This window comes from Actinotignum sp. usb-actsch-213 (assembly GCF_059085665.1).
Genome location: NZ_JBHNSQ010000028.1, coordinates 82,089 through 103,536, shown reverse-complemented (window position 1 = coordinate 103,536; position 21,448 = coordinate 82,089). Strand labels below are relative to the sequence as shown.

Annotated in this window: 21 protein-coding genes and 3 tRNA genes; 8 read left to right on the top strand and 16 right to left on the bottom strand. The window is 61.3% G+C overall.

Features of this window, described 5'->3' with window-relative positions:
- Nucleotides 1-60: 60 nt before the first annotated feature.
- The 4 genes from AC5RK6_RS02925 to gltX all read right to left on the bottom strand — a co-directional run bounded on the left by AC5RK6_RS02925 (nucleotide 61) and on the right by gltX (nucleotide 3,059).
- Nucleotides 61-133: transfer RNA gene (locus AC5RK6_RS02925), tRNA-Glu, on the bottom strand.
- Nucleotides 134-158: 25 nt separating this feature from the next.
- Nucleotides 159-230, bottom strand: a tRNA-Gln gene (locus AC5RK6_RS02920).
- 187 nt (nucleotides 231-417) lie between these two features.
- Nucleotides 418-1,320 carry a hypothetical protein gene (locus tag AC5RK6_RS02915; protein ID WP_435730725.1) on the bottom strand — a complete coding sequence of 301 codons (903 nt, stop codon included), beginning with the start codon at nucleotides 1,318-1,320 and terminating at the stop codon, nucleotides 418-420.
- 236 nt (nucleotides 1,321-1,556) lie between these two features.
- On the bottom strand, nucleotides 1,557-3,059 hold the full coding sequence (gene gltX / locus AC5RK6_RS02910; RefSeq protein ID WP_435730724.1) for a glutamate--tRNA ligase: 1,503 nt from the start codon (nucleotides 3,057-3,059) through the stop codon (nucleotides 1,557-1,559).
- A gap of 25 nt (nucleotides 3,060-3,084) precedes the next feature.
- On the opposite strand from gltX, the gene AC5RK6_RS02905 reads away from it, so the two are divergent.
- The 4 genes from AC5RK6_RS02905 (at nucleotide 3,085) to aroE (ending at nucleotide 8,012) form a co-directional block, all read left to right on the top strand.
- Entirely contained in the window at nucleotides 3,085-4,278 is a 1,194-nt protein-coding gene (locus tag AC5RK6_RS02905) for a MalY/PatB family protein (protein WP_435730723.1), read from the top strand.
- Nucleotides 4,279-4,360: 82 nt separating this feature from the next.
- Complete coding sequence (locus tag AC5RK6_RS02900) at nucleotides 4,361-5,104, top strand: fumarylacetoacetate hydrolase family protein (protein WP_435730722.1); 744 nt, start codon at nucleotides 4,361-4,363, stop codon at nucleotides 5,102-5,104.
- Between the two features lie 69 nt (nucleotides 5,105-5,173).
- Nucleotides 5,174-7,150 carry an AMP-dependent synthetase/ligase gene (locus AC5RK6_RS02895; RefSeq protein WP_435730721.1) on the top strand — a complete coding sequence of 659 codons (1,977 nt, stop codon included), beginning with the start codon at nucleotides 5,174-5,176 and terminating at the stop codon, nucleotides 7,148-7,150.
- Between the two features lie 4 nt (nucleotides 7,151-7,154).
- The gene (gene aroE / locus AC5RK6_RS02890; protein ID WP_435730720.1) at nucleotides 7,155-8,012 is read left to right on the top strand and encodes a shikimate dehydrogenase; all 858 of its coding nucleotides are present in this window, start codon (nucleotides 7,155-7,157) and stop codon (nucleotides 8,010-8,012) included.
- A 58-nt stretch (nucleotides 8,013-8,070) separates the two neighbouring features.
- Here aroE and AC5RK6_RS02885 read toward each other — a convergent pair.
- From AC5RK6_RS02885 to AC5RK6_RS02875, 3 genes are all read right to left on the bottom strand, one after another.
- Nucleotides 8,071-8,152 (bottom strand) — tRNA-Leu (locus AC5RK6_RS02885).
- A 123-nt stretch (nucleotides 8,153-8,275) separates the two neighbouring features.
- Complete coding sequence (locus tag AC5RK6_RS02880) at nucleotides 8,276-8,746, bottom strand: peroxiredoxin (RefSeq protein ID WP_435730719.1); 471 nt, start codon at nucleotides 8,744-8,746, stop codon at nucleotides 8,276-8,278.
- A complete protein-coding gene (locus AC5RK6_RS02875) occupies nucleotides 8,730-9,053 on the bottom strand; it encodes a hypothetical protein (protein WP_274735939.1) in 324 nt (107 codons plus the stop codon). Before AC5RK6_RS02875 ends, AC5RK6_RS02880 begins: the two co-directional genes overlap by 17 nt.
- A gap of 138 nt (nucleotides 9,054-9,191) precedes the next feature.
- Here AC5RK6_RS02875 and AC5RK6_RS02870 point away from each other — a divergent pair, with 138 nt between their 5' ends.
- Nucleotides 9,192-9,728, top strand: coding sequence for a DUF4916 domain-containing protein (locus tag AC5RK6_RS02870; protein ID WP_026429485.1), 537 nt, complete (start codon nucleotides 9,192-9,194; stop codon nucleotides 9,726-9,728).
- Nucleotides 9,729-9,827: 99 nt separating this feature from the next.
- Here the strand turns inward: AC5RK6_RS02870 and rdgB are convergent, their stop codons facing one another.
- From rdgB to clpS, 6 genes are all read right to left on the bottom strand, one after another.
- Nucleotides 9,828-10,451, bottom strand: coding sequence for an RdgB/HAM1 family non-canonical purine NTP pyrophosphatase (rdgB, locus tag AC5RK6_RS02865; protein WP_435730718.1), 624 nt, complete (start codon nucleotides 10,449-10,451; stop codon nucleotides 9,828-9,830).
- The gene (gene rph / locus AC5RK6_RS02860; RefSeq protein WP_435730717.1) at nucleotides 10,442-11,233 is read right to left on the bottom strand and encodes a ribonuclease PH; all 792 of its coding nucleotides are present in this window, start codon (nucleotides 11,231-11,233) and stop codon (nucleotides 10,442-10,444) included. Before rph ends, rdgB begins: the two co-directional genes overlap by 10 nt.
- 126 nt (nucleotides 11,234-11,359) lie before the next feature.
- Nucleotides 11,360-12,157, bottom strand: coding sequence for an MBL fold metallo-hydrolase (locus tag AC5RK6_RS02855; protein ID WP_016442943.1), 798 nt, complete (start codon nucleotides 12,155-12,157; stop codon nucleotides 11,360-11,362).
- The gene (gene murI / locus AC5RK6_RS02850) at nucleotides 12,154-12,966 is read right to left on the bottom strand and encodes a glutamate racemase (protein ID WP_435730716.1); all 813 of its coding nucleotides are present in this window, start codon (nucleotides 12,964-12,966) and stop codon (nucleotides 12,154-12,156) included. The genes AC5RK6_RS02855 and murI overlap by 4 nt, the downstream gene beginning before the upstream one ends.
- 9 nt (nucleotides 12,967-12,975) lie before the next feature.
- Nucleotides 12,976-13,644, bottom strand: a complete 669-nt coding sequence (locus AC5RK6_RS02845; RefSeq protein WP_435730715.1) for a DUF2017 family protein — start codon at nucleotides 13,642-13,644, stop codon at nucleotides 12,976-12,978.
- Between the two features lie 2 nt (nucleotides 13,645-13,646).
- Complete coding sequence (gene clpS / locus AC5RK6_RS02840; RefSeq protein ID WP_435730714.1) at nucleotides 13,647-13,985, bottom strand: ATP-dependent Clp protease adapter ClpS; 339 nt, start codon at nucleotides 13,983-13,985, stop codon at nucleotides 13,647-13,649.
- A gap of 82 nt (nucleotides 13,986-14,067) precedes the next feature.
- Between clpS and AC5RK6_RS02835 the strand changes: the two genes are divergently transcribed.
- A complete protein-coding gene (locus AC5RK6_RS02835; protein WP_320757109.1) occupies nucleotides 14,068-15,423 on the top strand; it encodes a nicotinate phosphoribosyltransferase in 1,356 nt (451 codons plus the stop codon).
- A gap of 49 nt (nucleotides 15,424-15,472) precedes the next feature.
- On the opposite strand, the gene AC5RK6_RS02830 is transcribed toward AC5RK6_RS02835, so the two are convergent.
- The 3 genes from AC5RK6_RS02830 to AC5RK6_RS02820 form a co-directional block, all read right to left on the bottom strand.
- Nucleotides 15,473-17,290, bottom strand: coding sequence for a DEAD/DEAH box helicase (locus AC5RK6_RS02830; protein ID WP_320757110.1), 1,818 nt, complete (start codon nucleotides 17,288-17,290; stop codon nucleotides 15,473-15,475).
- Nucleotides 17,251-17,595 (bottom strand): DUF3039 domain-containing protein, encoded by a 345-nt coding sequence (locus AC5RK6_RS02825; RefSeq protein WP_274735925.1) that lies wholly within the window; start codon nucleotides 17,593-17,595, stop codon nucleotides 17,251-17,253. The genes AC5RK6_RS02830 and AC5RK6_RS02825 overlap by 40 nt, the downstream gene beginning before the upstream one ends.
- 168 nt (nucleotides 17,596-17,763) lie before the next feature.
- Nucleotides 17,764-18,048, bottom strand: a complete 285-nt coding sequence (locus tag AC5RK6_RS02820) for an HU family DNA-binding protein (protein WP_016442950.1) — start codon at nucleotides 18,046-18,048, stop codon at nucleotides 17,764-17,766.
- A 217-nt stretch (nucleotides 18,049-18,265) separates the two neighbouring features.
- On the opposite strand from AC5RK6_RS02820, the gene mprF reads away from it, so the two are divergent.
- Both mprF and AC5RK6_RS02810 read left to right on the top strand, forming a co-directional pair.
- Nucleotides 18,266-21,004, top strand: a complete 2,739-nt coding sequence (gene mprF, locus AC5RK6_RS02815) for a bifunctional lysylphosphatidylglycerol flippase/synthetase MprF (RefSeq protein ID WP_435730713.1) — start codon at nucleotides 18,266-18,268, stop codon at nucleotides 21,002-21,004.
- Complete coding sequence (locus tag AC5RK6_RS02810) at nucleotides 20,973-21,440, top strand: hypothetical protein (RefSeq protein WP_394532228.1); 468 nt, start codon at nucleotides 20,973-20,975, stop codon at nucleotides 21,438-21,440. The genes mprF and AC5RK6_RS02810 overlap by 32 nt, the downstream gene beginning before the upstream one ends.
- Nucleotides 21,441-21,448 lie beyond the last annotated feature (8 nt).

The following is a 21,448-nucleotide window of genomic DNA, read 5'->3' as shown; positions in this document are numbered from 1 at the left end:
ACTGCGGCTGAGCTGAGACGAGTCAAGGCGGGAAAACCGAAGTTTTCCCGCCTTGTGCTGTACCCCGTACCGGATTTGAACCGGTGTTACCGCCGTGAGAGGGCGACGTCCTAGGCCGCTAGACGAACGGGGCCTATGAGGATGCCGAAGCATCATCGCTGGGGTACCAGGACTCGAACCTAGAATGGATGAACCAGAATCACCTGTGTTGCCAATTACACCATACCCCAAGGGTGTGGACCTCAGAATCATGACGTTCCCGAGGACGACAGATAAAAAGCTTAGTGGAATCTCCTCGAGCTGGCAAATCCGCTCGGCGTGTGACGCACCACGTTCTCGGCCCGCGCTAGTTCAAGCGGCGCACCTGCTCGAACTGCGCTCGTACCGCTCCCGCGCAAGCCATACCGAAACCCACCGCTACCATTCACGCACGCGGCCCTGCCGCTCGGCTTCCTCCCGCAAGGCATCCGGCACCCGCAACCAGATGCGGGAACCGGGCGTACAACCGGTCAGCATCGTATAGCCATCGCAGGCGGGCAGCGGCGAAAATACGGTGCGCACAGCCCCGGCGATGGTGATGTCCACGGCGTTGTAATCGCAGCGCGCCCGCGTCCAATTGACCGTGTAGGTATCCAGGCCGCCAAGGGCATCCGGGCTCCATGTCCGGTCGAGAGGAATCCGGAGCGGGTAGCGTTCCACCAGCTTGACCCAGTCGGCCACGGTGAGAATCCGATAGATCCGCGAAGGATCCGGCTCGACCGCATCCGGAAGCGCGGTGCGGACCAGGCGGGAATGGGGGTAGTCGCCGGCGTCGTCGCCGAAAAACGACCAGGTACTGGAGAGCTCCCCGAGGGAGTGACCAGCAAAGAACTCGCCCACGTCGAAACTGAGGTAGCTGAAGGCAAGATAGTCCTCCGGGAGCGCCGGACTATCGGCCGGGCCGAGGATTTCGATGATCTGCGAACTGATCTCCCAGCCAAGTGGAGCGCGGCTGCGGCGGGAACGGTGAGTGCGGCGGCGACTAGGTAGAGCTACCTCGTGGAAACGTAGCTGCTGGGGTTCGAAGCTCGCCTCCCATTCGGGCGGAATACGCTGCTCAAGTACATGATTGATTCGCGCGGCCTCGCGCGCACCCACAGCCCAATCCCCGGCAAGAACCCGGTCAATATCCGCATTAAAAGCAAAATGGATGGAGAACTCCACCAGCGCAAGGTTCGCGCACTGGAAACGCCCCACTTCAGCTAGCGGCCAGGACGGTTGGGAATTTTTCGCACCGAAGAGCCCCACCCGCGGAACGCACTCCACGCTGCCGTCATCCATGTCGAGAGGCTCGAAGAATACCCTGCAGGCCGCTCCCTTGCCCGCACGCGCGCCTTCGCTCGCGCGCGTGCCCCAAGGTTCACCCGCCCCCGCACAGTCACCTGCACCTACAACTACCCGGTCCCAGGCCCTGCCCCAGGCACGCAAGTAGGTTCCCGGCGCGGGAAAAGACGCGGCGGGCCGCGGCGGCGGCGTCGTACATACCACCATCGCGGCCCTCCCCGTCCGTATCTTAACTATCCGGAAATCTTCTCCAGGAGTTGGTCGATGCGCGCCACCGCTTCCTCACGCCCGAGGATAGCGATGGAGTCAATAACAGGAATGGACACATTCGTGCCCGTCATCGCCACGAAAAGCGGGCCGAAGGCGAAACGCGGTTTGATACCGAGCCCCTCCACCAGCGCCGCGTCAAGGGCGGGCTTAATAGCATCCGGAGTGAAATCATTCAGAGCGCTCAGCGCTTCACGAGCCCCGCGCAGCGCTTCGGGCGCCGAATCGCGCAGCTTGGACAGCGCTTTCTCGTTGTATTCCAGTTTCGCAGCACTAACGAAAAGGAAACCGAGCAGATCCCGAGCCTCCCCCAGCAGCTGCATACGGGTCTGCGCCAACGGCGCCGCCGCGTCAAGAATTTCCCGTTCGCGATCCGTGAGATCCTCATAGGTGGAGGCGCTGAGCACATCACTGAGGTAAGGAACGAGGCGCCGGGTGTAATCGGCCACGTCAAGGAGGCGGATATGGTCCGCATTAATGGCCACGCACTTCTTGTCATCAAAACGTGCCGGGTTCGGATTGACATTGTGGATATCGAAGTGCTCCACAAGTTCTTCCTTGCTGAACACATCACGTTCGGCGGAGAAAGACCACCCGAGCAGGGCCAGATAGTTGAGCAGGCCCTCCGGAATCATGCCGCGTTCGCGGTGAAGCAGCAGATTCGATTCCGGATCACGCTTGGAAAGCTTCTTGTTGCCCTCCCCCATCACGTAGGGCATGTGACCAAAGCGCGGCGTCCATTTCGCGATGCCCAGCTCTTCCAGGGCACGGTAGAGCACGATCTGGCGCGGTGTGGAGGACAGCAGATCCTCCCCGCGCAGCACGTCCGTCACTTCCGTGAGGGCATCGTCAATGGGGTTCGTGAGAGTGTAAAGCGGATCCCCGTTGGCACGCACAATCACGTAATCCGGGGTGGAGCCGGCCCGGAACGTGATATCCCCGCGGATCACATCCGTGAACGTAATATCCTCATCGGGCATGCGCATGCGCAACACCGGTTCGCGCCCTTCAGCCCGGTAGGCGGCCTTCTGTTCTTCTGTGAGGTCACGATCATAACCGTCGTACCCGAGCTTGGGATCCTCCCCGCGCTCCCGGTGGCGCGCCTCGATTTCCTCCGGGGTGGAGAAAGATTCGTAGGCGTAGCCGCGCTCCAATAGCTGGGCCGCGACCTTGCGGTAGATATCACCGCGCTGGGATTGCCGGTAGGGACCGTGTGGGCCGCCCACCTCAACCCCTTCATCCCAGTCCAGCCCGAGCCAGCGCAGGGAATCAAGAATCTGGTGATACGACTCTTCAGAATCACGGGCTGCATCGGTATCTTCAATGCGGAAAATAAAAGTTCCACCCACGTGCCGGGCGTAGGCCCAGTTAAAGAGGCAGGTGCGTACCATACCGACATGCGGGGTGCCGGTGGGTGAGGGACAGAAACGAACTCGGATCTCGCGTCCGGTAGCAGTTGTGATAGCCATGATGGGTTAAGGATACGCTACGGATATGACATATGATTTCGACACTCGCACCATCTCTGATCTCCTCGCGCAGGGATCGCACAAATGGTCCGCGTTTGGGGATGCTATCGCCATGTGGGTGGCCGAAATGGACTTGGGAATCGCGCCGGAAATTCGCGATTACCTGGTGAGCGCAGCGCAGCGCGGCACCCTCGGCTACCTTCCTCCCCGCGAAATTCCGGGGATTATGAACGCAGTTTCCACCTGGCTCGGCCAATTCGGCCCAGCTCCCGACCCGGAGCGCATGTTCCTCATTCCCGAGGTTCTCAGTGCCTTACGGATCACGATCACGCAGTTCACAGCCCCGGGAGCCCCGGTTATTGTCCCCACCCCAGCCTATATGCCGTTCCTCACACTTCCGGGCGAGTATGACCGGGAGGTACGCCAGGTCCCCTCGATTTTCCGCGAGGGGCGGTGGGAGCTAGACCTCGAAGCGCTGGAAGAGGCACTCACCCCCGGTTCTCTCCTTGTTTTATGCAACCCGTGGAATCCGGCGGGCCGATGTTTGAGTGGCCCGGAGCTCGATAAGGTCGCGGCCGTGGTGGAGCGGCGCGGGGCCCGCGTTTTTGAGGATTCCATTCACGCCCCGGTGCTGATTGACGGCACCTACGTTCCCTACGGCCCGCGCAGCGCGGCTACCCGCGCGCATACGATCAGCGCGACCAGCGCAACGAAGGGCTGGAATATCCCCGGTCTCAAGGCCGCGCAGCTCATTTTTTATAACGACGACGACACCGCCCGCTACGCACCCCTTGACAACGCCTGGAGCTCCCCGACTTCCACGGTGGGAGCCCGGGCCACCAAAATCGCTTTCGAGGAGGGGCGGGATTGGAATCGCGCGGTGTGCTCCTATATCGCTGAAACGTTGCGGATCGTGGAAAACCGGGTGCGGACCTGGCCCGGGGTGCGCATGGCCCACGTGGAAGGCACCTATATCGCTTTTCTCGATTTTTCCGAGGCGGAATTTGTGCGCGCGGAGGAGGAACGTGCCCGCGAAGAGGCGCGTGAGCCGAAGGGCGCCGTCGCCACTATTTTGGAGCGGGCCAACGTGGCACTCACTCCCGGGCGGGCCTCGGGCGCCGGTTTTGAGCAATGGGCGCGCATGGTGCTGGCGACCCCGCGCGCAATCGCACTGGAGGCCCTGGACCGAATCGAAGGCCTGCTGGAGGCGGGGGCGTAACGCGCAGGTAGCAAGGCAGCACAGCAACGTGCCTTCGGGGCGCCGGTCGCTAAAGTCTAGGTGAAATACTAAGGTTATTGATATGAAAATAGCACGCTTGAGTTTGAGCCAGGGCCCGCGCTACGCGGTCTACGACGAAGGCGCTGATGACTTCGTTATCCTCGCCGACGATCCGATTTTCGGGGAGATCCAACCTACCGGAGAGCGGGTGGCCGCTGCCGATGCCGTGCTCCTCTCCCCCATGATTCCACGCTCGAAGGCAATTGGTTTCGGCAATGCAACCGCACCGGGTGCCACAGCTGATGACCTCTTCTTCTTTATGAAGCCCAATACGGCGGTGTGCGGGCCTGATGATCCAATTATTATTCCGGACTGGGCTAGCGAAGGCCTCGCCCACGAAGTGGAACTCGGGATTATTATCGGGCGGGTCGCCAAGGACGTTCCCGAAGAACGCGCGCTGGAAGCCATATTTGGTTACACCATTATTAATGATGTAACCGCCCGCGGGGATGTGAACGGTGCACAGAAGATGTTTGATACCGCGCTCCCGGTGGGCCCCTTTATTCTCACCGATATTGACGTGAGCGATCTGGCCATGACCTCGCGGGTGAACGGGGAAACCTACACCCGGGCGCGGACCTCTGACTATCCGCTCTCCGTGGCGCAGTCGGTGGCAGCGGCCTCGCGGCGCTGCACCCTACTTCCCGGCGATATTATTCTGCCCGGTGCCTTTAACGGTGAGCCGCCGCTGAAAGCGGGCGACGTCGTGGAATGTGAAATCGAAGGTTTCGGGGTGCTGCGCAACCCGGTCCTTGCGGCGAACTAAAGTCCGGCAGGCGAACTATACAACCGAGGACCGTACCCGCACCGCGGACGGGCCCATGCAGGAGGATAGATGAAGAAGCATCGCGATGGTTCCCTATCGCAAAAAGCTCCTTTCAAGAACGAGTCGTATCACACGGTTCCGTGGCTGCTCGCGCAGCGGCAACGCAAGTATCCGCGCGATATCGCGGTGCATATCCAGAACTCCATCGGTGGGAATTGGAAACCGTTGACGATTACGGAATTCCTCGAGCAAGTCCGTCTTACGGCGCGCGGGCTCATCGGCCTGGGCCTGGGGCACGGCGAACGCATCGGCATTCTCGCGGCTACGTCTTACGAGTGGGCGCTGCTAGATGCGGCCGCCTTGCACATCGGGGTTGTGCCGGTGCCGATTTATGAAACAAGTTCCGCCAAGCAGATCGCGTGGATGGTCGCGGATGCGGAGATCACCCATATTTTCACCGATACCCGCGCCCATGCGGAGTTGGTTGATTCGGTGACGCCGCCCGCGATTCCGCCCGCGACCGTCATGACGGAGGATTGGCGCGCCGCTCTCAATGCCGCGGCTCTTGAAGTTCCCGAAGAAGATCTCGACGCCCGCATCGCGGCGGTCACCGCTGATTCCCTCGCGACCATTATTTACACCTCGGGCACCACCGGAGATCCCAAGGGAGTGGAGCTTACCCACGGGAATTTCGCGCGCACCGTGCTGGGAACATGGCATTACGAACCGGAAATCCTCAATAATCCGCAGGCGTCGCTGCTGCTGTTCCTCCCCATGGCGCACGTCATGGGGCGGATTTGCGCCTACTTCGGCTTGGCCACCCGTATTTCGGTAGGTTTCGTAGGTAATCTCAAGAATCTCATGAGCGACCTAGAAACTTTCAAACCCACCCTGCTGCTGGTGGTTCCGAGGGTGCTGGAAAAGGTCTATAACGCGGCCGAGGCGAAAGCCGGGGCGGGCCTGCGGCGCCGGATTTTCCGCTGGGCGGCAGACATCGCGGTGCAGAACGGCACCCGGCGCCGGCGCAGTCCGATTTTCGCGGTGAAGCGTGCACTGGCACGCAAACTGGTTTTCAATAAATTGCGCGAGGCAATGGGCGGGCGAATTCGTTTCGCGATTTCCGCCGGGGCGCCGCTGGGTACCCGCCTGGGGCGCTTCTATCGCGGCATCGGCTTAACGGTGGTGGAAGGTTACGGCCTCACGGAAACCACCGGTCCGGCAAATGCCACGCGCGCGGCGAATCCCGTGTTGGGTACCGTTGGATGGCCGCTTCCGGGCATGCGCATCAAACTTGCCGACGACGGCGAAGTCTTGGTCAAGGGCCACTCTGTCTTCCGCGGTTACCATAACAATCCCGAAGCTACCGCGGCTGCCTTTGCGGATGGTTGGTTCCATACCGGGGACCTCGGGACGCTCGATAAGCGCGGCAACCTCACCATTACCGGCCGCAAGAAGCACCTGATCGTAACGGCCGGGGGTAAGAATGTGGCGCCGGCGGTGCTGGAGGATAAGCTGAGCTCTCACCCCCTCATTTCCAATGTGGTGGTTTTAGGTGATGGCGAGCCCTTTATTTCCGCGCTCATTACTCTTGATGCGCAGATGCTTCCCTCCTGGCTTTCTTCGCACGGTTTGCCGAAGATGACTCCGGCGGAGGCAATGAATTCTGAGCCGGTTAACGCTTCGCTCCAGCGCGCGATTGACCGCACCAATGCGCAGGTATCGCGTGCGGAATCCATTCGTAAATTCGTGATTGTGCCCGGTGATTTTAGCGAGGCGAATGGTTTGCTCACGCCGTCGCTTAAGGTGCGCCGCGAAGTTGTGCTCGAGCGGTACCGCGATGTGGTGGATGGTATTTACGGAGCGAATCATTCCGAGTCCACGAAGAAATCGGAGGCGAAGGAACGCCGGAGGGCCGCGCGGAAAGAACGGCGCGCGCAGCGCCGGCTTGGGCGGCTGCGGCGGCGCGGTATGCTCGGACAGCACGGGATGCAGTCTGGTCAGCAGGATGATCAGCACCCTGGAGCGGTAGGCGGCGGCGAGAAGTAGCACGATGGGGATTAATGGGCGCACGGTTAGTTACGCCGTGATCGGGCATCCGGTGGGACATTCCCGCTCTCCCGCCATGCATAACGCATCCTTTTCCCACCTGGGCGTGAACGCTGTTTACCTCGCGTATGATATCGCGCCGGATTCGGGCGCTCGGGCAGTTACTGCTTTATGCGACCTTGGTTTTGGCGGTTTTAACGTGACGATGCCACATAAAACCTCCGTGTATGAGCTTGTTGATGAGCTCTCCGACGATGCCCGGCTCATGGAGTCCGTAAACACCGTTCACATTCGCGAGGATGGGAGCACGGTCGGTCATAACACCGATGGCCGCGGTGCTTTTGCAGCGGTACGGGCGGCAGGCTATGACCCGGGTGAAGCGCTGGTGGTTCTGGGAGCTGGCGGAGCTTCGCGTGCGATCTATACTCGGGCCGCCCTCGAAGGCGTGTCCCGTATCCGGGTTTTTTCCCGGCGCGGGCAGAATTTTGAGCGCGCCGTCAGTATCCTCGGTCGCTTGCGTGCCGAGACGGGTGTGGATGCCCAGCTTTGTGACCTCAGTGATGAGGACGCGCTCCGCCGCGAGGTTGATGCGGCTTCGCTTCTGGTCAATGCCACAAGTGTGGGGATGAGTGCTTATCCGGGGGCTCTGATTCCCGAAAACTGGCTGCGCCCCGATCACATTGTTTTTGATGCGGTGTACGAACCGCTAGAAACTGAGCTCCTCCAGCGAGCCCGCCGGGTCGGCGCGGGGTGCGTATCCGGCCTGGATATGCTGCTGTGGCAAGGTGTTTTTGCGGAGGAAATCTGGCTGGGCCGCACCGACATTCCCGTGGAGGTCATGCGGGCGGCCCTGTGCCAATAGTGGCGATATTGCCCACGAACACCTTGATAGGTATTGATAGGAAAATAATTCACAAGAGTGCGCACGGAGGGACTCGAACCCTCACGCCCAAAGGCACTGGAACCTAAATCCAGCGCGTCTACCAATTCCGCCACGCGCGCGTACCGGTCTATCCTAGCGGATTTCCCGGTGCAGGAAAATTCAGAAGCTGATCGGAAGATCAGAAAACGACCGGAAGCGTTCCGAGAACTAACGGTAGTGTTCCGGCGGCTCATTCCTCCCGATTACTCATCGATACCGAGATCGCGCCGTAGCCGTGCCACATGCCCGGTAGCTTTCACATTATAGAAAGCTGCCGCCACGGTACCATCCGGATTAACCACTACGGTGGAGCGGCGCATCCCGATAACCGTTTTACCCCAGTTTTGCTTTTCTCCCCAGGCACCCCATTCGCTTGCTACCGCATGATCCGGATCCGAGGCGAGCACAAAGTTGAGACCCTGCTTCTCCCGGAACTCCTCCAGCGAAGTGAGCGAATCAGGGGAAACTCCCACCACGGCGTAACCAGCTGAACGCAAGGAATTGAGATTATCCCGGAAATCACAGGCCTCGGTAGTACACCCCGGGGTATTTGCTTTCGGGTAAAAGTACACGATGACGCCGCGGGCGCCGTCGTTCAGATGCTCGGATAGCCGGAAGGTTCCCGCCGTGCTCTCCAAAGTAAAATCGGGGGCACGATCACCAGAATTTAACATTATTTTCCTTCACAATAAGCACGGCCCACGCGATGAGCATGGCGATACCAATGCCGAGGGGCCACAGCCCCAGGGGTGTGGGCGCGAACCACAGCATAAAAACAGCACCGGCCCCGAATATCCAGGGGCGTTCGCTCCGGTACCCGATCCCGCAGGCCACCGCTCCGACCGTTCCAAGCGTGAGAATCACTCCGTACTGTGGAAGAAGATTCCCACTGATGGCGATATACCAACCTAAAATGAGGGTTGCCACGCCCAGCACAAGAATAGCGAGGGCTAGGTAGTTGAGGTATCGAGCTTGGCGCATGCCACTCAGTCTAGCTTCCTAGCTTCCGCATCACCCACCGCTCCCTGGCTCGCACCGGCGCTCTACGCGAAAATGCAGATGTTTCGCGGGTAGCGTGGAGTGGACCACGGGGCCGCGAAGCCCGGCAAAATTAAGAACATGAGTGAAGTCGACGCAGCTGATATGGGTCCGTGGCTCAGCCCCGAAGAACTCGAATTTGTCCGGCACAAGGTCCCGATGGTGTACGTGGATATTGTTCCGGTTCGCCTGGATGAAACCGGGCGGGTGATCGCTATCGGGATGCTGCTGCGTGCCGATTCTGAGGGAATTTTGCGGGAGTTCCCCTCGGGGCGGGTGCTCTTCCACGAACCGGTGCGCGCCGCGCTCATCCGCCATATCGATAAAGACCTAGGCTCGGTGGCACTTCCTCAACTTCCACCGTACCTGGCACCGTTCACGGTCACCGAATACTTCCCCACTCCCGAACCGGAGGCCGGGTATTACGATGCACGCCAGCACCGTGTTGATCTGGCCTATATCATCCCTATTCACGGGGATTGCGATCCGGGAAATGATTCCCTGGAATTCACCTGGTTCACGCCCGGGGAGGCACGCACCGCGGAGCTGCAAGCGGAAATGTCTGATGGGCACGCCGCGCTCCTGCGCGCCGCGCTCGGCTATATTGGGCGCTGCTAACCGTTGTAAACAGCGCTTATGGCAGCGGTTACGCGGCTTGTAAGCGGTGTTCACACAAATCCGGGGAACACCGCTCCGCCGCCCGGCTACTTCTGCGCACTAATCCCGCTCGGCCAGCACCTGCATAATTACCGGGGCTAGCTGGGCAAAGGCCTTGCCCCGATGGGAGATGGCGTCCTTTTCTTCCGGGCTCAGCTCCGCATTGGAACGATTGAAGCCGAGCGGCGCGAAGATGGGATCATATCCAAAGCCGCCGCTGCCACGTTCAGCGCTAAGGAGATTACCCGGCATATCCCCTTCACGTACTTCCTCACGACCCTCCGGGGTTACCAACGCGGCCGCGCAATGGAAATGCGCGCCACGATTGGCCCGCGGCACATCGGCCAGCTGGGCGAGGAGGAGCTCGCGGTTTGCGGCGTCGTTGCCGTGGGCACCGCTCCAGCGCGCCGAAAAAATCCCGGGCGCCCCACCTAAAATATCCACGCATAGGCCCGAATCATCGGCAATAGCCGGTAAGCCGGTGGCCCGCGCGTAGGCCCGCGCCTTGATGAGGGCGTTCTGCGCGAACGTGGTTCCATCCTCAACGGGTTCGGAAACCTCAAATTCCGCCCCGGAGACGAGCTCAATTTTCTGCAACCACGGCGCCAGAATATTGCGAAGTTCCGTGACTTTATGGGCGTTTCCGGTAGCGACGACGACGCGCCGCGACTGCGCTACTTCCACTGCTCACCACCGGTAAAAACATCGCTACGCACGGGATTATCCCCCTCGAAAAGTACCCGGTGCTGGAGCTCACGAAGCTCACGGGTGCCCTTATCCGCCAGATCAAGTAAAGCCGCCAGATCAGCGCGGTTAAAGGGGTGGTGTTCGGCAGTTCCCTGAACTTCCACGTAGTCCCCACTGCCCAAAGCCACGATATTCATATCGGTATCAGCCCGCACATCTTCTTCATAGGGCAGGTCAAGGCGGGGCTGGCCGTCAATCATACCCACAGATACCGCGGAAACCGAGGTGGTGAGAACCGGGCGCCGCACCAGCTTACGTGCCCGAGCCCAGGAGATGGCATCCGCCAGGGCCACGAAAGCGCCGGTAATGGCCGCGGTGCGAGTTCCGCCGTCGGCCTGCAAAACATCGCAATCCAGAGTAATGGTGTTCTCCCCCAAAGCTTTCATATCAACAACCGCACGCAGGCTACGGCCGATAAGCCGCGAAATCTCATGGGTGCGGCCCCCGATTTTCCCGCGCACCGATTCGCGCGGTGAGCGATCCGAGGTAGCACGCGGAAGCATAGAATATTCTGCAGTAACCCAGCCTTCCCCGCTGCCTTTACGCCAGCGCGGCACCCCTTCTTCAAAAGAGGCAACACAGAGCACGGTAGTGCGCCCGTAGCGCACCAGCACACTGCCTTCCCCGGTTTCAAAATAGTGGCGGTCAATGGTGACGGGGCGCATCTCATCTGCGGCGCGCCCATCTGCACGAGTGGCGCTGGAGTTCTTATCAGTCATGGCTTAAGGCTACCGCGCCGCCCCGACATGAAAAATTCACAGAGCCCAAAGCGCGGTACCTGACAGCCGCACACGGCTCCCCGCCACGGCGCCGCGCCGCCCCGCCCCACTCAACTCGCGCGGGGCTTAGATACGGAAGGCTTCGCCGGCCCGCACGCAGGCCACCCGGCCCTCGTATTCTTCCTGCGCCGCGGCCCGCACCGAATCCCGATCCGTCCACGGCTGCAGGTGGGTGAGGAGCATCTCATGTGCACCGGCCTGCGCTGCCAAAGCGCCAGCTCGCGAACCGGTGAGATGAATGCCGCGTACGGTATCCCGTCCGTCCTCATAAGCGCATTCGGAAAGAAGCAGATCGGCGCCGCGCGCCGCGGCGACGACGCCGTCGCACATATCGGTATCCCCCGTGAACGTGAGCACCGCGTTCTCCCCCGGGCGAATATCCGAGGGCCCGGTGATCCGGTAGGCGAAAGCTTCCACCGTGTGGAGTGCGGGGAACGCCTGGATGGTCATAGGGCCGATGCGGAAAGTATCCCCACTACGAACCTGGCGAAAATCGAAGACATCATCGTAGGTTTCCTCGGGGCCGTCGTCGCCCAGCTGGCGGGCGCGCCGCCGGGCATCGCCGGGGCTGTAGACCGCCACCCGGGGAAGCGGGCCGGAGGGGTGCCAGCGCCGGTAAACCTGCATCCCGATGAGGTCCGCACAGTGATCGGCGTGCAGGTGCGAGATCACCATGGCATCCACAAGCGCCGGGTCGGTATAGCGCAGCAGATGGCCCATGGCTCCGGGGCCGAAATCCAGCGTAAAGGTGTAGGTGCGCGGCGCACCGTTCGCGTCCATTCCTTCCGCCTGCACGAGGTAGGCCGAGGCCGGAGATTCGGGCCCGGACATCGATCCGGAACATCCAATGATTGTCAGTCTCATGCCGAGAGTTCCTCCGTAGATAGCACGGTTCCTACTTCCGGACCGAGGAATCTGCGGGCGAGGCGCCCGAAACTCACCGGGTCACCGGTGGCGTAGAAGCGGCGCCGAGGGGTGCCCGGGCCGGCAAACATATCGCGGGTGGCTAGTTCGCGGTAAACATCGCGGGCGGTTTCATCCGCGGAGGACACGATGGTGACATCCTCCCCCATGGTGTAAGAGATCACGCCAGCGAGCAGCGGGTAATGGGTACAGCCAAGTACCAGGGTATCCACCCCGGCGGCCCGCACCGGGGCCAAGTAGTGTTCGGCCACTGCCTGCACCTGGGCGCCGGCCGTCTGCCCCTGTTCCACCAGCTCCACGAACTCCGGACAAGCCCGGGTGGTGAGTTCCAGATTCGGGGCAGCGGTGAAAGCATCCTGGTAGGCACCCGATTCGATGGTGGCCGGGGTGGCAATCACCCCGATTTTCCCGTTCCGGGTGGACCGGACCGCGCGGCGCACCGCCGGGCGAATCACTTCCAAGACCGGGATCCCCATTTCCGTAGCAAAGCGCTGCCGAGCGTCGGCAAGTGCCGCGGAAGTCGCAGAGTTGCAGGCGATGACCAGCATTTTCACACCGGATCTCACCAATTTATCCATGATGTCCATGGCGTAGGCGCGCACCTCGGGGATAGATTTGGTGCCGTAGGGGCAGTGCGCGGTATCCCCGATATAGGTGATGGATTCGCCAGGAAGCTGGTCAATAATGGCGCGAGCGACCGTGAGGCCACCTACGCCGGAATCAAAAATACCAATGGGACGGGAATCCATACTGTCAAGTTACCGCCGCAGCTCTTTGTTCTGAATGGCAGTGATGAGTGAATCTTGCCACCACGCGATAATCACGTAGAGCACGCCGATCATGTCGTCGGTGGTATCGATCTGGGGGCGTTCGGATTCCATAATGCTGAGTGCACGCGAAGTTACCGCCTGCGATTCTGCCGCCGTGGTGATATTGCGGCGGGTGCCGAGCACAATGCGGATATCGTTGGCGCCGGCCAGCCACGCCCCGGCATCTTCGTTACTCACCCACACTTTTTCGGTTGCCAGCGAGGTGTAGAAAACTAGCAAGTTGCGGATTTTTGTGTGGCAGACCGCGGATTCGGTAAGCGAACGTAATTCGTCCGCGAGCGCGGGCTCTTCCGACATGTCCGGGAGGAGGCGGGCGAGTGCGGTATCCATATTGCTGGCCGGGGTGTAGCAGCGTGTACTCTCCAGGTCAGCTAATTCGCGTTCGTAGGAGGCGAGTACATCGCTGGATTCTTCCATGTTATGGACGCTACTTTTGCCTGTGACATGGCTGGTAAGGCCACCTTCTTCGTGCATTTCTTCGTCCAGGTTGTAGCCGAGCAGCGTTGCAACATCGCGCGCGAGTCCGGCAAAAAGTTGCCGTTCGGTCGCGTCAACACTGGCGCGGTAGCCGCCGCGGGCGGGGCGGAAAGGCAGCATGGTTATCTCCCGCCTTCCGGTTCTTCTTCGATGGTGGCGAGCAGGCCGTAGGTGTGCATGGCCCGGGCGTCTGTTTCCATCTGCTCGCGCGGTCCGGATGATACGACGGCGCGCCCGCGGGTATGGACCTCTAGCATGAGGGTGAGGGCACGGTCGGCCGAATGGCCAAAGTAGGATTGGAACACCCATTGCACATAGCTCATGAGGTTGATCGGGTCATCGTGAACAACGGTACGCCAGGCACGGGCCGGGCCGGCTACCGCTTCGAAAAGCGTGAGGCTTTCGGTGTGGGTGGCTGGGCTGCTGGCCCCTAAATCTTCAGAAGATGGGTGCGCGCTCATATCTCCATCCTAGTGCCAAGCTCTAACCGGCGCGGCCAATCATCCCCGGCCAGCTCAGGCGGGCGCGGGTAGACTCGTGCATATGAGTGTTTCAACTGCTTTGCTCACTGATATGTACGAGCTGACCATGGTGGATGCCGCCATGCAGTCGGGAAAGGCCCAACGGCGGGCCGTTTTTGAGATTTTTGCGCGCCGGCTCCCGGGCGGGCGCCGCTACGGGGTGGTGGCCGGAACTGGCCGTCTCCTCGACGCCCTGAAGAATTTCCGTTTCGGGGAAGAAGAAATTGAGTATTTGCGCGCCAATAAGATCGTTTCCGATTCCGCTTTGGAGTGGCTGCGCACATTCCGATTCTCCGGTGATATTTGGGGTTACGCGGAAGGTGAAATGTACTTCCCCGGCTCTCCGATTCTCACCGCGGTGGGAACTTTCGCGGAGTGCTGCGTGCTGGAAACTCTCGCGCTATCTATTTTCAACTATGACTCGGCGGTGGCGACGGCTGCCTCGCGGATGACGATTGCGGCGCACGGCCGGCCCTGCGTGGACTTCGGGGCGCGCCGCACCCACGAACGCAGCGCCGTTTCCGCGGCGCGCGCCGCCTATATTGCGGGCTTTGTGGGCACCTCGGATCTGGAAGCCGGACGCCAGTACGGTATCCCGGTTTCCGGTACCTCAGCGCATTCTTTCACCCTGGTTCACGATTCGGAGCGGGAAGCTTTTGACACTCAGATCGCGGCCATGGGCACCGGTACCACCCTCCTCGTGGATACCTACAATATCGCGCAGGGCGTGGAGAATGCGGTGGCTGCCGGGCGCGCGGCCGGCGGCGAGATCGGCGCGGTGCGTATCGATTCGGGTGATTTGATCGCAACTGCTTTCAAGGTGCGCGAGCAGCTTGATCGCCTGGAGGCCACCTCCACGAAGATTACCGTTACCTCGGATCTGGATGAGTACGCTATTGCGGCCCTCAATTCCGCTCCGGTGGACGGCTACGGAGTGGGTACCCGGCTGGTGACCGGTTCGGGGGTTCCCACCGCACAAATGGTCTACAAGCTGGTTCAGCGCGAGGGCGCTGACGGCCGCCCCGAGGAGGTCGCCAAGGCCTCGGAAAATAAGGCCTCGGTGGGCGGGCTCAAGGTTGCCGGGCGCCTGGAAAGCGGCGGGCATGCCACCGAAGAGCTGGTGGTGAGCGCCTCGAGTTTCGCCGAGGGCCTGGCCTACCTGGAGAAGCAGGGCGCCCGCCCGCTCCAGGTTCACCTGGTGAATGCCGGCAGCATTGACGAACGCTATTGCGGCACGGAAGTCCTCTCCGCCGCGCGTCTGCGCCACGACACCTCACGCGATGCTCTCCCCTACGACGGTTGGCGCCTCTCCGCCGGGGAACCCGCTATCCCCACCCGCATGGTGGATATTTTCCCGGGCGACGACGCCGCGGTTTAATTCCCGCTCGCCTTCCCGCTCGCTGCGGCGCTGCTTCGGGGTTACGCGCTTAGCGCTGGCCCACGAACCAGCGCCGCAGTGTTTTCACCCGTGCCTCAATCTGATCGGCACTAGCCCGGGCGACTTCCGGACCGCCGCAGGCCCGGCGCAGCTCGGTGTGAATAAGGGCGTGCGGATCCCCGGTTTTCTTCGCCCAGGCGGCCACCAGCTGGGTGAGTTCCTTGCGGGCGGTGCGCCGCCGGGTGAGTTCATCGTTTCCGGAAGCCGGACGTTGAGTACGGGCCTTTTTCGCCTGCTCTGCCTGGTGGGCCCGCAGCAGCGTCGTTACTTCTTCTGGCTCCAATAGCCCGGGAATCCCCAAGAAATCGGCTTCTTCTTCCGAACCGACAGCCGCGCCGAGCCCGAACTCACCGCCGTCAAAAAGTGCCCTATCGAAAAGCGCACCCGATTCCAAGGCTTCGTAGCCCGGGCCGGCCAGTTCCTCGCTGGCTTTTTCTTCCCGGTTGGCGGCCTCCAGTAGCTCATCTTCCCAGCCGGCCACCTCCGCCTGCTTCGAAATCGCATGGTCGCGTTCTTTTTCCATCTGGGCGGCCAGCTCCAGCAGCACCGGCACCGAGGGCAGGAACACCGTGGCGGTTTCTCCGCGGCGGCGGGCCCGGACGAAACGCCCGATAGCCTGCGCAAAATAGAGCGGAGTGGAGGCTGAGGTGGCGTAGACGCCCACCGCGAGCCGCGGCACGTCCACGCCTTCGGATACCATGCGCACCGCCACCATCCACCGGGAATCTGAATCCGCGAACGTCGCAATCTTCTCGTTCGCGCCGGCATCGTCGGAGAGCACCACCGTGGGTGCCTCCCCGGTGATCTCGGTAAGGATCTGCGCGTAGGCCCGCGCGTCTTTCTGGTTGGAGGCGATGACCAGCCCACCCGAATCAGGGAGCGAGCGACGCACCACCGTGAGGCGTTCGTTCGCGGCGGACAGCACCTCGGGGATCCATTCCCCGCCCGGGTTGAGTGCGGTGCGCCAGGCCTGCGCCGTCATATCTTTGGTGAGTGGCTCGCCCAGGGTTGCCGCCACCACGTCTCCCTGTTTGGTTTGCCAGCGCACCTGCCCGGAATAGGACAGGAAGATGACGGGCCGGACCACGCCGTCGCGCAGGGCCTGCGCGTAGCCGTAGGTGTAATCAGCTTTGGAGCGCAGGTTTCCGTAGCCGTCCGGTTCGTAGGTGACGAAAGGGATGGGTGAGGTATCCGAGCGGAAAGGTGTTCCGGTGAGGGCCAGGCGCCGTGCCGCCGGGGTGAAAGCTTCGCGGATGCCATCACCCCAGGAGAGGGCATCCCCGCCGTGGTGGATCTCATCCAGAATCACGAAAGTGGGCCGGGCGCCGGTGCGTTCACGATGCAAGGCCGGGTTGGCGGCAACCTGTGCGTAGGTCACGCACACCCCGTTGAAGAAGGATCCCTCGGTGCGTTGCGCATTCGTAAAATCAGCGTCCAGCTGAATACCTACGCGGGCTGCGGCCTGCGCCCACTGGGTTTTGAGGTGTTCGGTGGGACAGACCACCGTGATGGTGCGGGCCTCGTGGCGCGCGAGCATTTCGACGGCGACGCGCAGCGCGAAGGTGGTTTTTCCCGCACCGGGGGTAGCTACCGCGAGGAAATCACGGGGCATGCGTTCCAGGTAGAGGCGCAGCGCTTCGGCCTGCCACGAACGCAGGCTCGAGGTGGTTCCCCAGGCCGCGCGGGCCGGGAAAGCCGGAGGGAGATTCGAAGCGGCAGAAACGGAGGGGGTATGCGGGGTGGAAGCAGGAATCGAGCGGTGTAGACTCACTTGCCACTTCCCGGCACGTCCGGCCCGAAAGGCCATCCGGAGCCTTGGTTGCCCATCTGTTTACGGATCTCCTTGCAGGTGGGGCACACCGGGTAGCGGTCCGGGTTGCGCGAGGGAATCCAAATTTTCCCGCACAGCGCCACCACGGGCTGGCCGTATACGGCTGAGGCCACGAGGCGATCCTTGCGGACATAGTGGGAAAAACGTTCCTCATCACCGTGGGAGAGGCGTTCTTCGGTGCGTTCCAGCACCCCGACGGATTGTTGAGATTCCGTAGCCGGGCCGGCCGGGGCCGATGGCGCGCCCGGAGTTCCTAAAGGATCGGGAAGGGAAGTACTCATGGGCTCTATTGTACGGCCCGGGCCGGCCCGGGGAAGACGCCCCGAACACGCCACCTAGAAAGCGACAGTGGACAGCAGCCCGGCGGCGCCGTCGTACCTCACCTCAGCACACACAAGAATCGCCTCCCCGGAACGAACCGAGGAGGCGATACTGGACAACCAGTGACCTTACTTGTTGGACACAGCCTTCTTGAGGTTGGAGCCAGCCGAGATCTTCACGCCGTAACCGGCGGGAATTTCGATCTCGTCACCGGTGCGGGGGTTGCGGCCCTTGCGGGCGGCGCGCTCGGTGCGCTCCACGGAGAGCAGGCCGGTGATCTTCACGGCTTCGCCCTTGGAAAGCGAATCGACGAGCACTTCCTGGAGCGCGGCGATCGCCTTATCTGCATCAGACTTGGACAGGCCGGAACGGTCGGCGATAGCTGCAATGAGCTCTGTGCGGTTAACGGACATGAAAATACCTCTCGATATCTGTTCAGGTACATGGCTCATAAGAACCACTAAGCAAAAATGTAGCGGAAACTGGCGCCAAAGTGAGAATTTTCTGCGAAATCACCGCGTGTCGGTTAAGACATACATCACAACTCCCACCAATTTCCACAGTTGTCACAGGATTTGCGCGCCCGCAGCGCCCCCGTTTACCGGCGCGAAGGCCCGGCTTAAGGGCATAATGAGTAAGGTTCAGGATGCCCCGGGGCCTGCCAGCGCCGTGACAGCGAGCGCGCGGGCCCGGGCGTCGTCGTCGAAGAAAGGTTCCCCGGTGTCGCGACTTGTCGCTTTCATCCGCTCCCATCCCCGCCCCTTCAAAATCACTTTCTATGTGCTGGTGATCGCCGGGGTGGCGGCCGTGGCTCGTACCCAACTCCAGGAGTTGAGCGGGGAACACATGGCGCGGGTGCTCAGCGAGACACCGCCGATAGTCCTCGTGGAACTCGTGGCTCTCGGTTTCCTCGCCTTTACCGCCACCGGTATTTATGACATTTTCGCCTCGCGGCATTTCGGCGTGGAGATCCCGGTGGGAACGGCAGCGAAAATCGGGTGGATCGCCCAGGCGTTCAACAATTTTGCCGGCCTGGGTGGGCTAACCGGCGGGGCGATTCGCTCGCGCTACTACAAGCGGGCCGGAGCCTCCACCAAAGCCGCTGTGGATGCGAGCGTTGCGGTATGGGCCGCGAACCTGCTCGGGCTTTTCGCCATGCTGCTGGCCACCCTGCCTTTCGCTTTCCGCTACGACGGGCGTTTCCTGGTGGTACCGGTGGTGGCCTGCCTGTATATCCCCGTGTATTTCCTGGCCGGCAAGGTCCATTTCTGGAAGATTGACCTGCGCAACACCGCGATTGGCACCCAGAATTTCCGGCAAAAACTCCAGATGCTTTTCGCCTCTGTTGCTGATTGGCTGGCCGCGGCAGTGTTCTTCTGGATTTGCGTGCGGACCTTCCTGGGTGAGGTTTCCTTCGTGCAGGCGGTGTTTGTATACGCCACTGCCACCCTGGTGGGTCTGCTCAGCTTCATCCCGGCGGGCCTGGGAACTTTCGATCTCACCGTTATCGTCTTCTTCCAGCACCTCGGTTTTGATTCCTCCGTCCTGGTGCTCGCGATTATTGTTTACCGCGTTACTTATTACGCGCTACCGTGGCTGGCGGCCACCGTGTACTGGCTGGCCGAATACGCCTACCCGCGCCTGGGCCTAGAGGATCGGGATAAGCGTGAACGCTGGCTCATTAATGCACTGTCCACCGGCGTGGTGATCCTGGGGATTTTCTCCATCGTCAATGCTTTCGCGCCCTCCTTTTACGCGCGGGAGGCACTGCTGCATGTATTCCTCCCCCACGAAATGATTCGCTCCTCGCGTATTGTCTCGCTGCTGGTGGGGATTATGTTGCTTATTTTGGCGCGCGGGGTGCGCCAGCGGGTCAGCCGTGTCTTCCCCATTATTTTGATTCTGCTGGGTGTGGCCGCGGTGGCCTCGGTGGCGCGCGGGCTGGATACCGGCGCCATTATCGTCATTATTCTGTTCTCGATTCTGCTCTACCTGGCGCGCGGGGCTTTCAACCGCGAACCCCTCCCCTTCGAGTGGCGTTCTTTCGCGTTTTCCGCGGTTATCGCGGTGGGGATCCCGCTGGGGATTTTTGCCTGGCGCTGGATCCACGGGGCCCCGCAGGCGCACGTGTACCCCACGGCCCATGCGCTCCTCACCGGGCTAAGCATGATCTGCTTCGTTTCCCTTATTTCCCTCGCGTTACTTTTCTCGCGGTCCCGTGCCCCGCATTTCGAGCTACCCACCCCGGATGATGTGCAGCGGTTCGAAACGTTCCTGAGCCAGCACAATGCCGGCAACGCTTTCACCCATCTTTTCTACCTGGGTGATAAGCAGGTCTTTTATTCTTCTAACGGGCGTGCCGCGCTGCTTTACCGGACCTACCGGTCCTCCATGCTGGTGCTCGGCGATCCGTTCGGGGATGAAGCTGCTTTCGAGGAGCTTTTCGAGGAATTCGTCACCTACGCCGATGAGCACGGCTGTTCGGTCGCGATTTACGAGATTGCGGATATCTACCTGGGCGCCTGCGCAAATATCGGTTTCTCCTTCGTGAAAATCGGGGAGGATGCCACCGTGGACCTGGCCACGTATTCCAATGTGGGGAATAAGGGCAAAGTTTTCCGGCGGATGCGTAACCGCATGGGTGAGAAGGGCACGCATTTCGAAGTGCATTTCCCGCCCTACCCTCCCGAATTCATTGAGGAACTGCGCGAGGTTTCGGACGCGTGGCTGGGCAAACGTTCGGAAATGGGCTTCTCCCTCGGTTTCTTCGACGCCTCCTATATTGGCCGCACCCCGGTGCTGCTGGTGCGCGGGGAGGAACGTATCGAAGGTTTCGCAAGCCTCATGCCGATGGCCCCGGGGGTCGCTTCCGTGGACCTTATGCGCATCCGGCCGGACGCCCCGGGCGGCACCATGGATGGTATTTTTGTTTCCCTTATTGAATGGGCGAAAGAAAACGGGTACACCCACGTCAATTTGGGGATGGCGCCCATGTCCAATACGGGTACCACGCGCTTTTCGCGGGCGCGTGAAAAGGTGGTGCGCGTAATCTACGATTTCGGCGACCGTCTCTACAATTTCAAGGGCCTGCGTTCCTACAAGGAAAAGTTCAAGCCGCGCTGGCAGTCTCGCTATCTTGCGTATACCGGAACCACGGCGTTCACCCCCACCATCCTGGGTCTCCTCAACGTCATCCAGCATCCAGATCGCAGCCGCGGGGCAATTCCGTTGCAATGGAGCCTGCCTGCGCCCTGCCCTAGTGAGGGCGACGACGCCGCAGCTGCCGTTCCGGCAGCTGATACTACGGCTGCCAGTGCGGCTGGAAAGAAGGTGCCTGATGGCCAAGCGCCCCTCGATGCGCAATCCTGAAACGCCGATGGATGAATTCGGCACGGTGGTGCTGCGCGAGCCCACCCAGAATGCTACTAGTGCCTTCCTCAACGCGTCACGGCCACGGGAATTTGAGCTGAAAGAAGCCCAGCGAAAGGCCGCCGATACACAAGTACGTGGTCTTTTCCCTCAGGCGCGAATTTGGCATCTTCACGCGCGCCCGCGCCGGAATGCGCTCAAGGGAATTACTGCTTTTATTGCTAGCATTTTCGACCTTGACCTCTTCCGGATCTGGTTCAAGGAAAAGGCACCGCGCGCTTTTTACCTGGTAGATGAAGGTGTAGGCCAGCTCCTTGTCCGCGTGACAGATGCAGACCTTGAGGCGATCGCACTTCCCACGCCACCCGCGCCCGTAACCAAGCGCCGCTTCACCCTCGGGCAAGATGCATTCTTACGCGAAGAAGAACTTGCCTGAATAGCACG

Excerpts from the sequence above, each read along its gene's own strand:
- clpS (WP_435730714.1), bottom strand. The coding sequence starts at position 13,985 with ATGAGCGCGCACCCATCTTCTGAAGATTTAGGGGCCAGCAGCCCAGCC.
- AC5RK6_RS02875 (WP_274735939.1), bottom strand. The coding sequence starts at position 9,053 with ATGCGCCAAGCTCGATACCTCAACTACCTAGCCCTCGCTATTCTTGTG.
- AC5RK6_RS02825 (WP_274735925.1), bottom strand. The coding sequence starts at position 17,595 with ATGAGTACTTCCCTTCCCGATCCTTTAGGAACTCCGGGCGCGCCATCG.
- AC5RK6_RS02895 (WP_435730721.1), top strand. The coding sequence starts at position 5,174 with ATGAAGAAGCATCGCGATGGTTCCCTATCGCAAAAAGCTCCTTTCAAG.
- AC5RK6_RS02905 (WP_435730723.1), top strand. The coding sequence starts at position 3,085 with ATGACATATGATTTCGACACTCGCACCATCTCTGATCTCCTCGCGCAG.
- rph (WP_435730717.1), bottom strand. The coding sequence starts at position 11,233 with ATGACTGATAAGAACTCCAGCGCCACTCGTGCAGATGGGCGCGCCGCA.
- AC5RK6_RS02870 (WP_026429485.1), top strand. The coding sequence starts at position 9,192 with ATGAGTGAAGTCGACGCAGCTGATATGGGTCCGTGGCTCAGCCCCGAA.
- AC5RK6_RS02810 (WP_394532228.1), top strand. The coding sequence starts at position 20,973 with ATGGCCAAGCGCCCCTCGATGCGCAATCCTGAAACGCCGATGGATGAA.
- AC5RK6_RS02900 (WP_435730722.1), top strand. The coding sequence starts at position 4,361 with ATGAAAATAGCACGCTTGAGTTTGAGCCAGGGCCCGCGCTACGCGGTC.
- AC5RK6_RS02820 (WP_016442950.1), bottom strand. The coding sequence starts at position 18,048 with ATGTCCGTTAACCGCACAGAGCTCATTGCAGCTATCGCCGACCGTTCC.
- AC5RK6_RS02845 (WP_435730715.1), bottom strand. The coding sequence starts at position 13,644 with ATGCTGCCTTTCCGCCCCGCCCGCGGCGGCTACCGCGCCAGTGTTGAC.
- murI (WP_435730716.1), bottom strand. The coding sequence starts at position 12,966 with ATGGATTCCCGTCCCATTGGTATTTTTGATTCCGGCGTAGGTGGCCTC.
- AC5RK6_RS02835 (WP_320757109.1), top strand. The coding sequence starts at position 14,068 with ATGAGTGTTTCAACTGCTTTGCTCACTGATATGTACGAGCTGACCATG.
- AC5RK6_RS02830 (WP_320757110.1), bottom strand. The coding sequence starts at position 17,290 with ATGGCCTTTCGGGCCGGACGTGCCGGGAAGTGGCAAGTGAGTCTACAC.
- gltX (WP_435730724.1), bottom strand. The coding sequence starts at position 3,059 with ATGGCTATCACAACTGCTACCGGACGCGAGATCCGAGTTCGTTTCTGT.
- AC5RK6_RS02880 (WP_435730719.1), bottom strand. The coding sequence starts at position 8,746 with ATGTTAAATTCTGGTGATCGTGCCCCCGATTTTACTTTGGAGAGCACG.
- AC5RK6_RS02855 (WP_016442943.1), bottom strand. The coding sequence starts at position 12,157 with ATGAGACTGACAATCATTGGATGTTCCGGATCGATGTCCGGGCCCGAA.
- aroE (WP_435730720.1), top strand. The coding sequence starts at position 7,155 with ATGGGGATTAATGGGCGCACGGTTAGTTACGCCGTGATCGGGCATCCG.
- AC5RK6_RS02915 (WP_435730725.1), bottom strand. The coding sequence starts at position 1,320 with ATGGATGACGGCAGCGTGGAGTGCGTTCCGCGGGTGGGGCTCTTCGGT.
- mprF (WP_435730713.1), top strand. The coding sequence starts at position 18,266 with ATGAGTAAGGTTCAGGATGCCCCGGGGCCTGCCAGCGCCGTGACAGCG.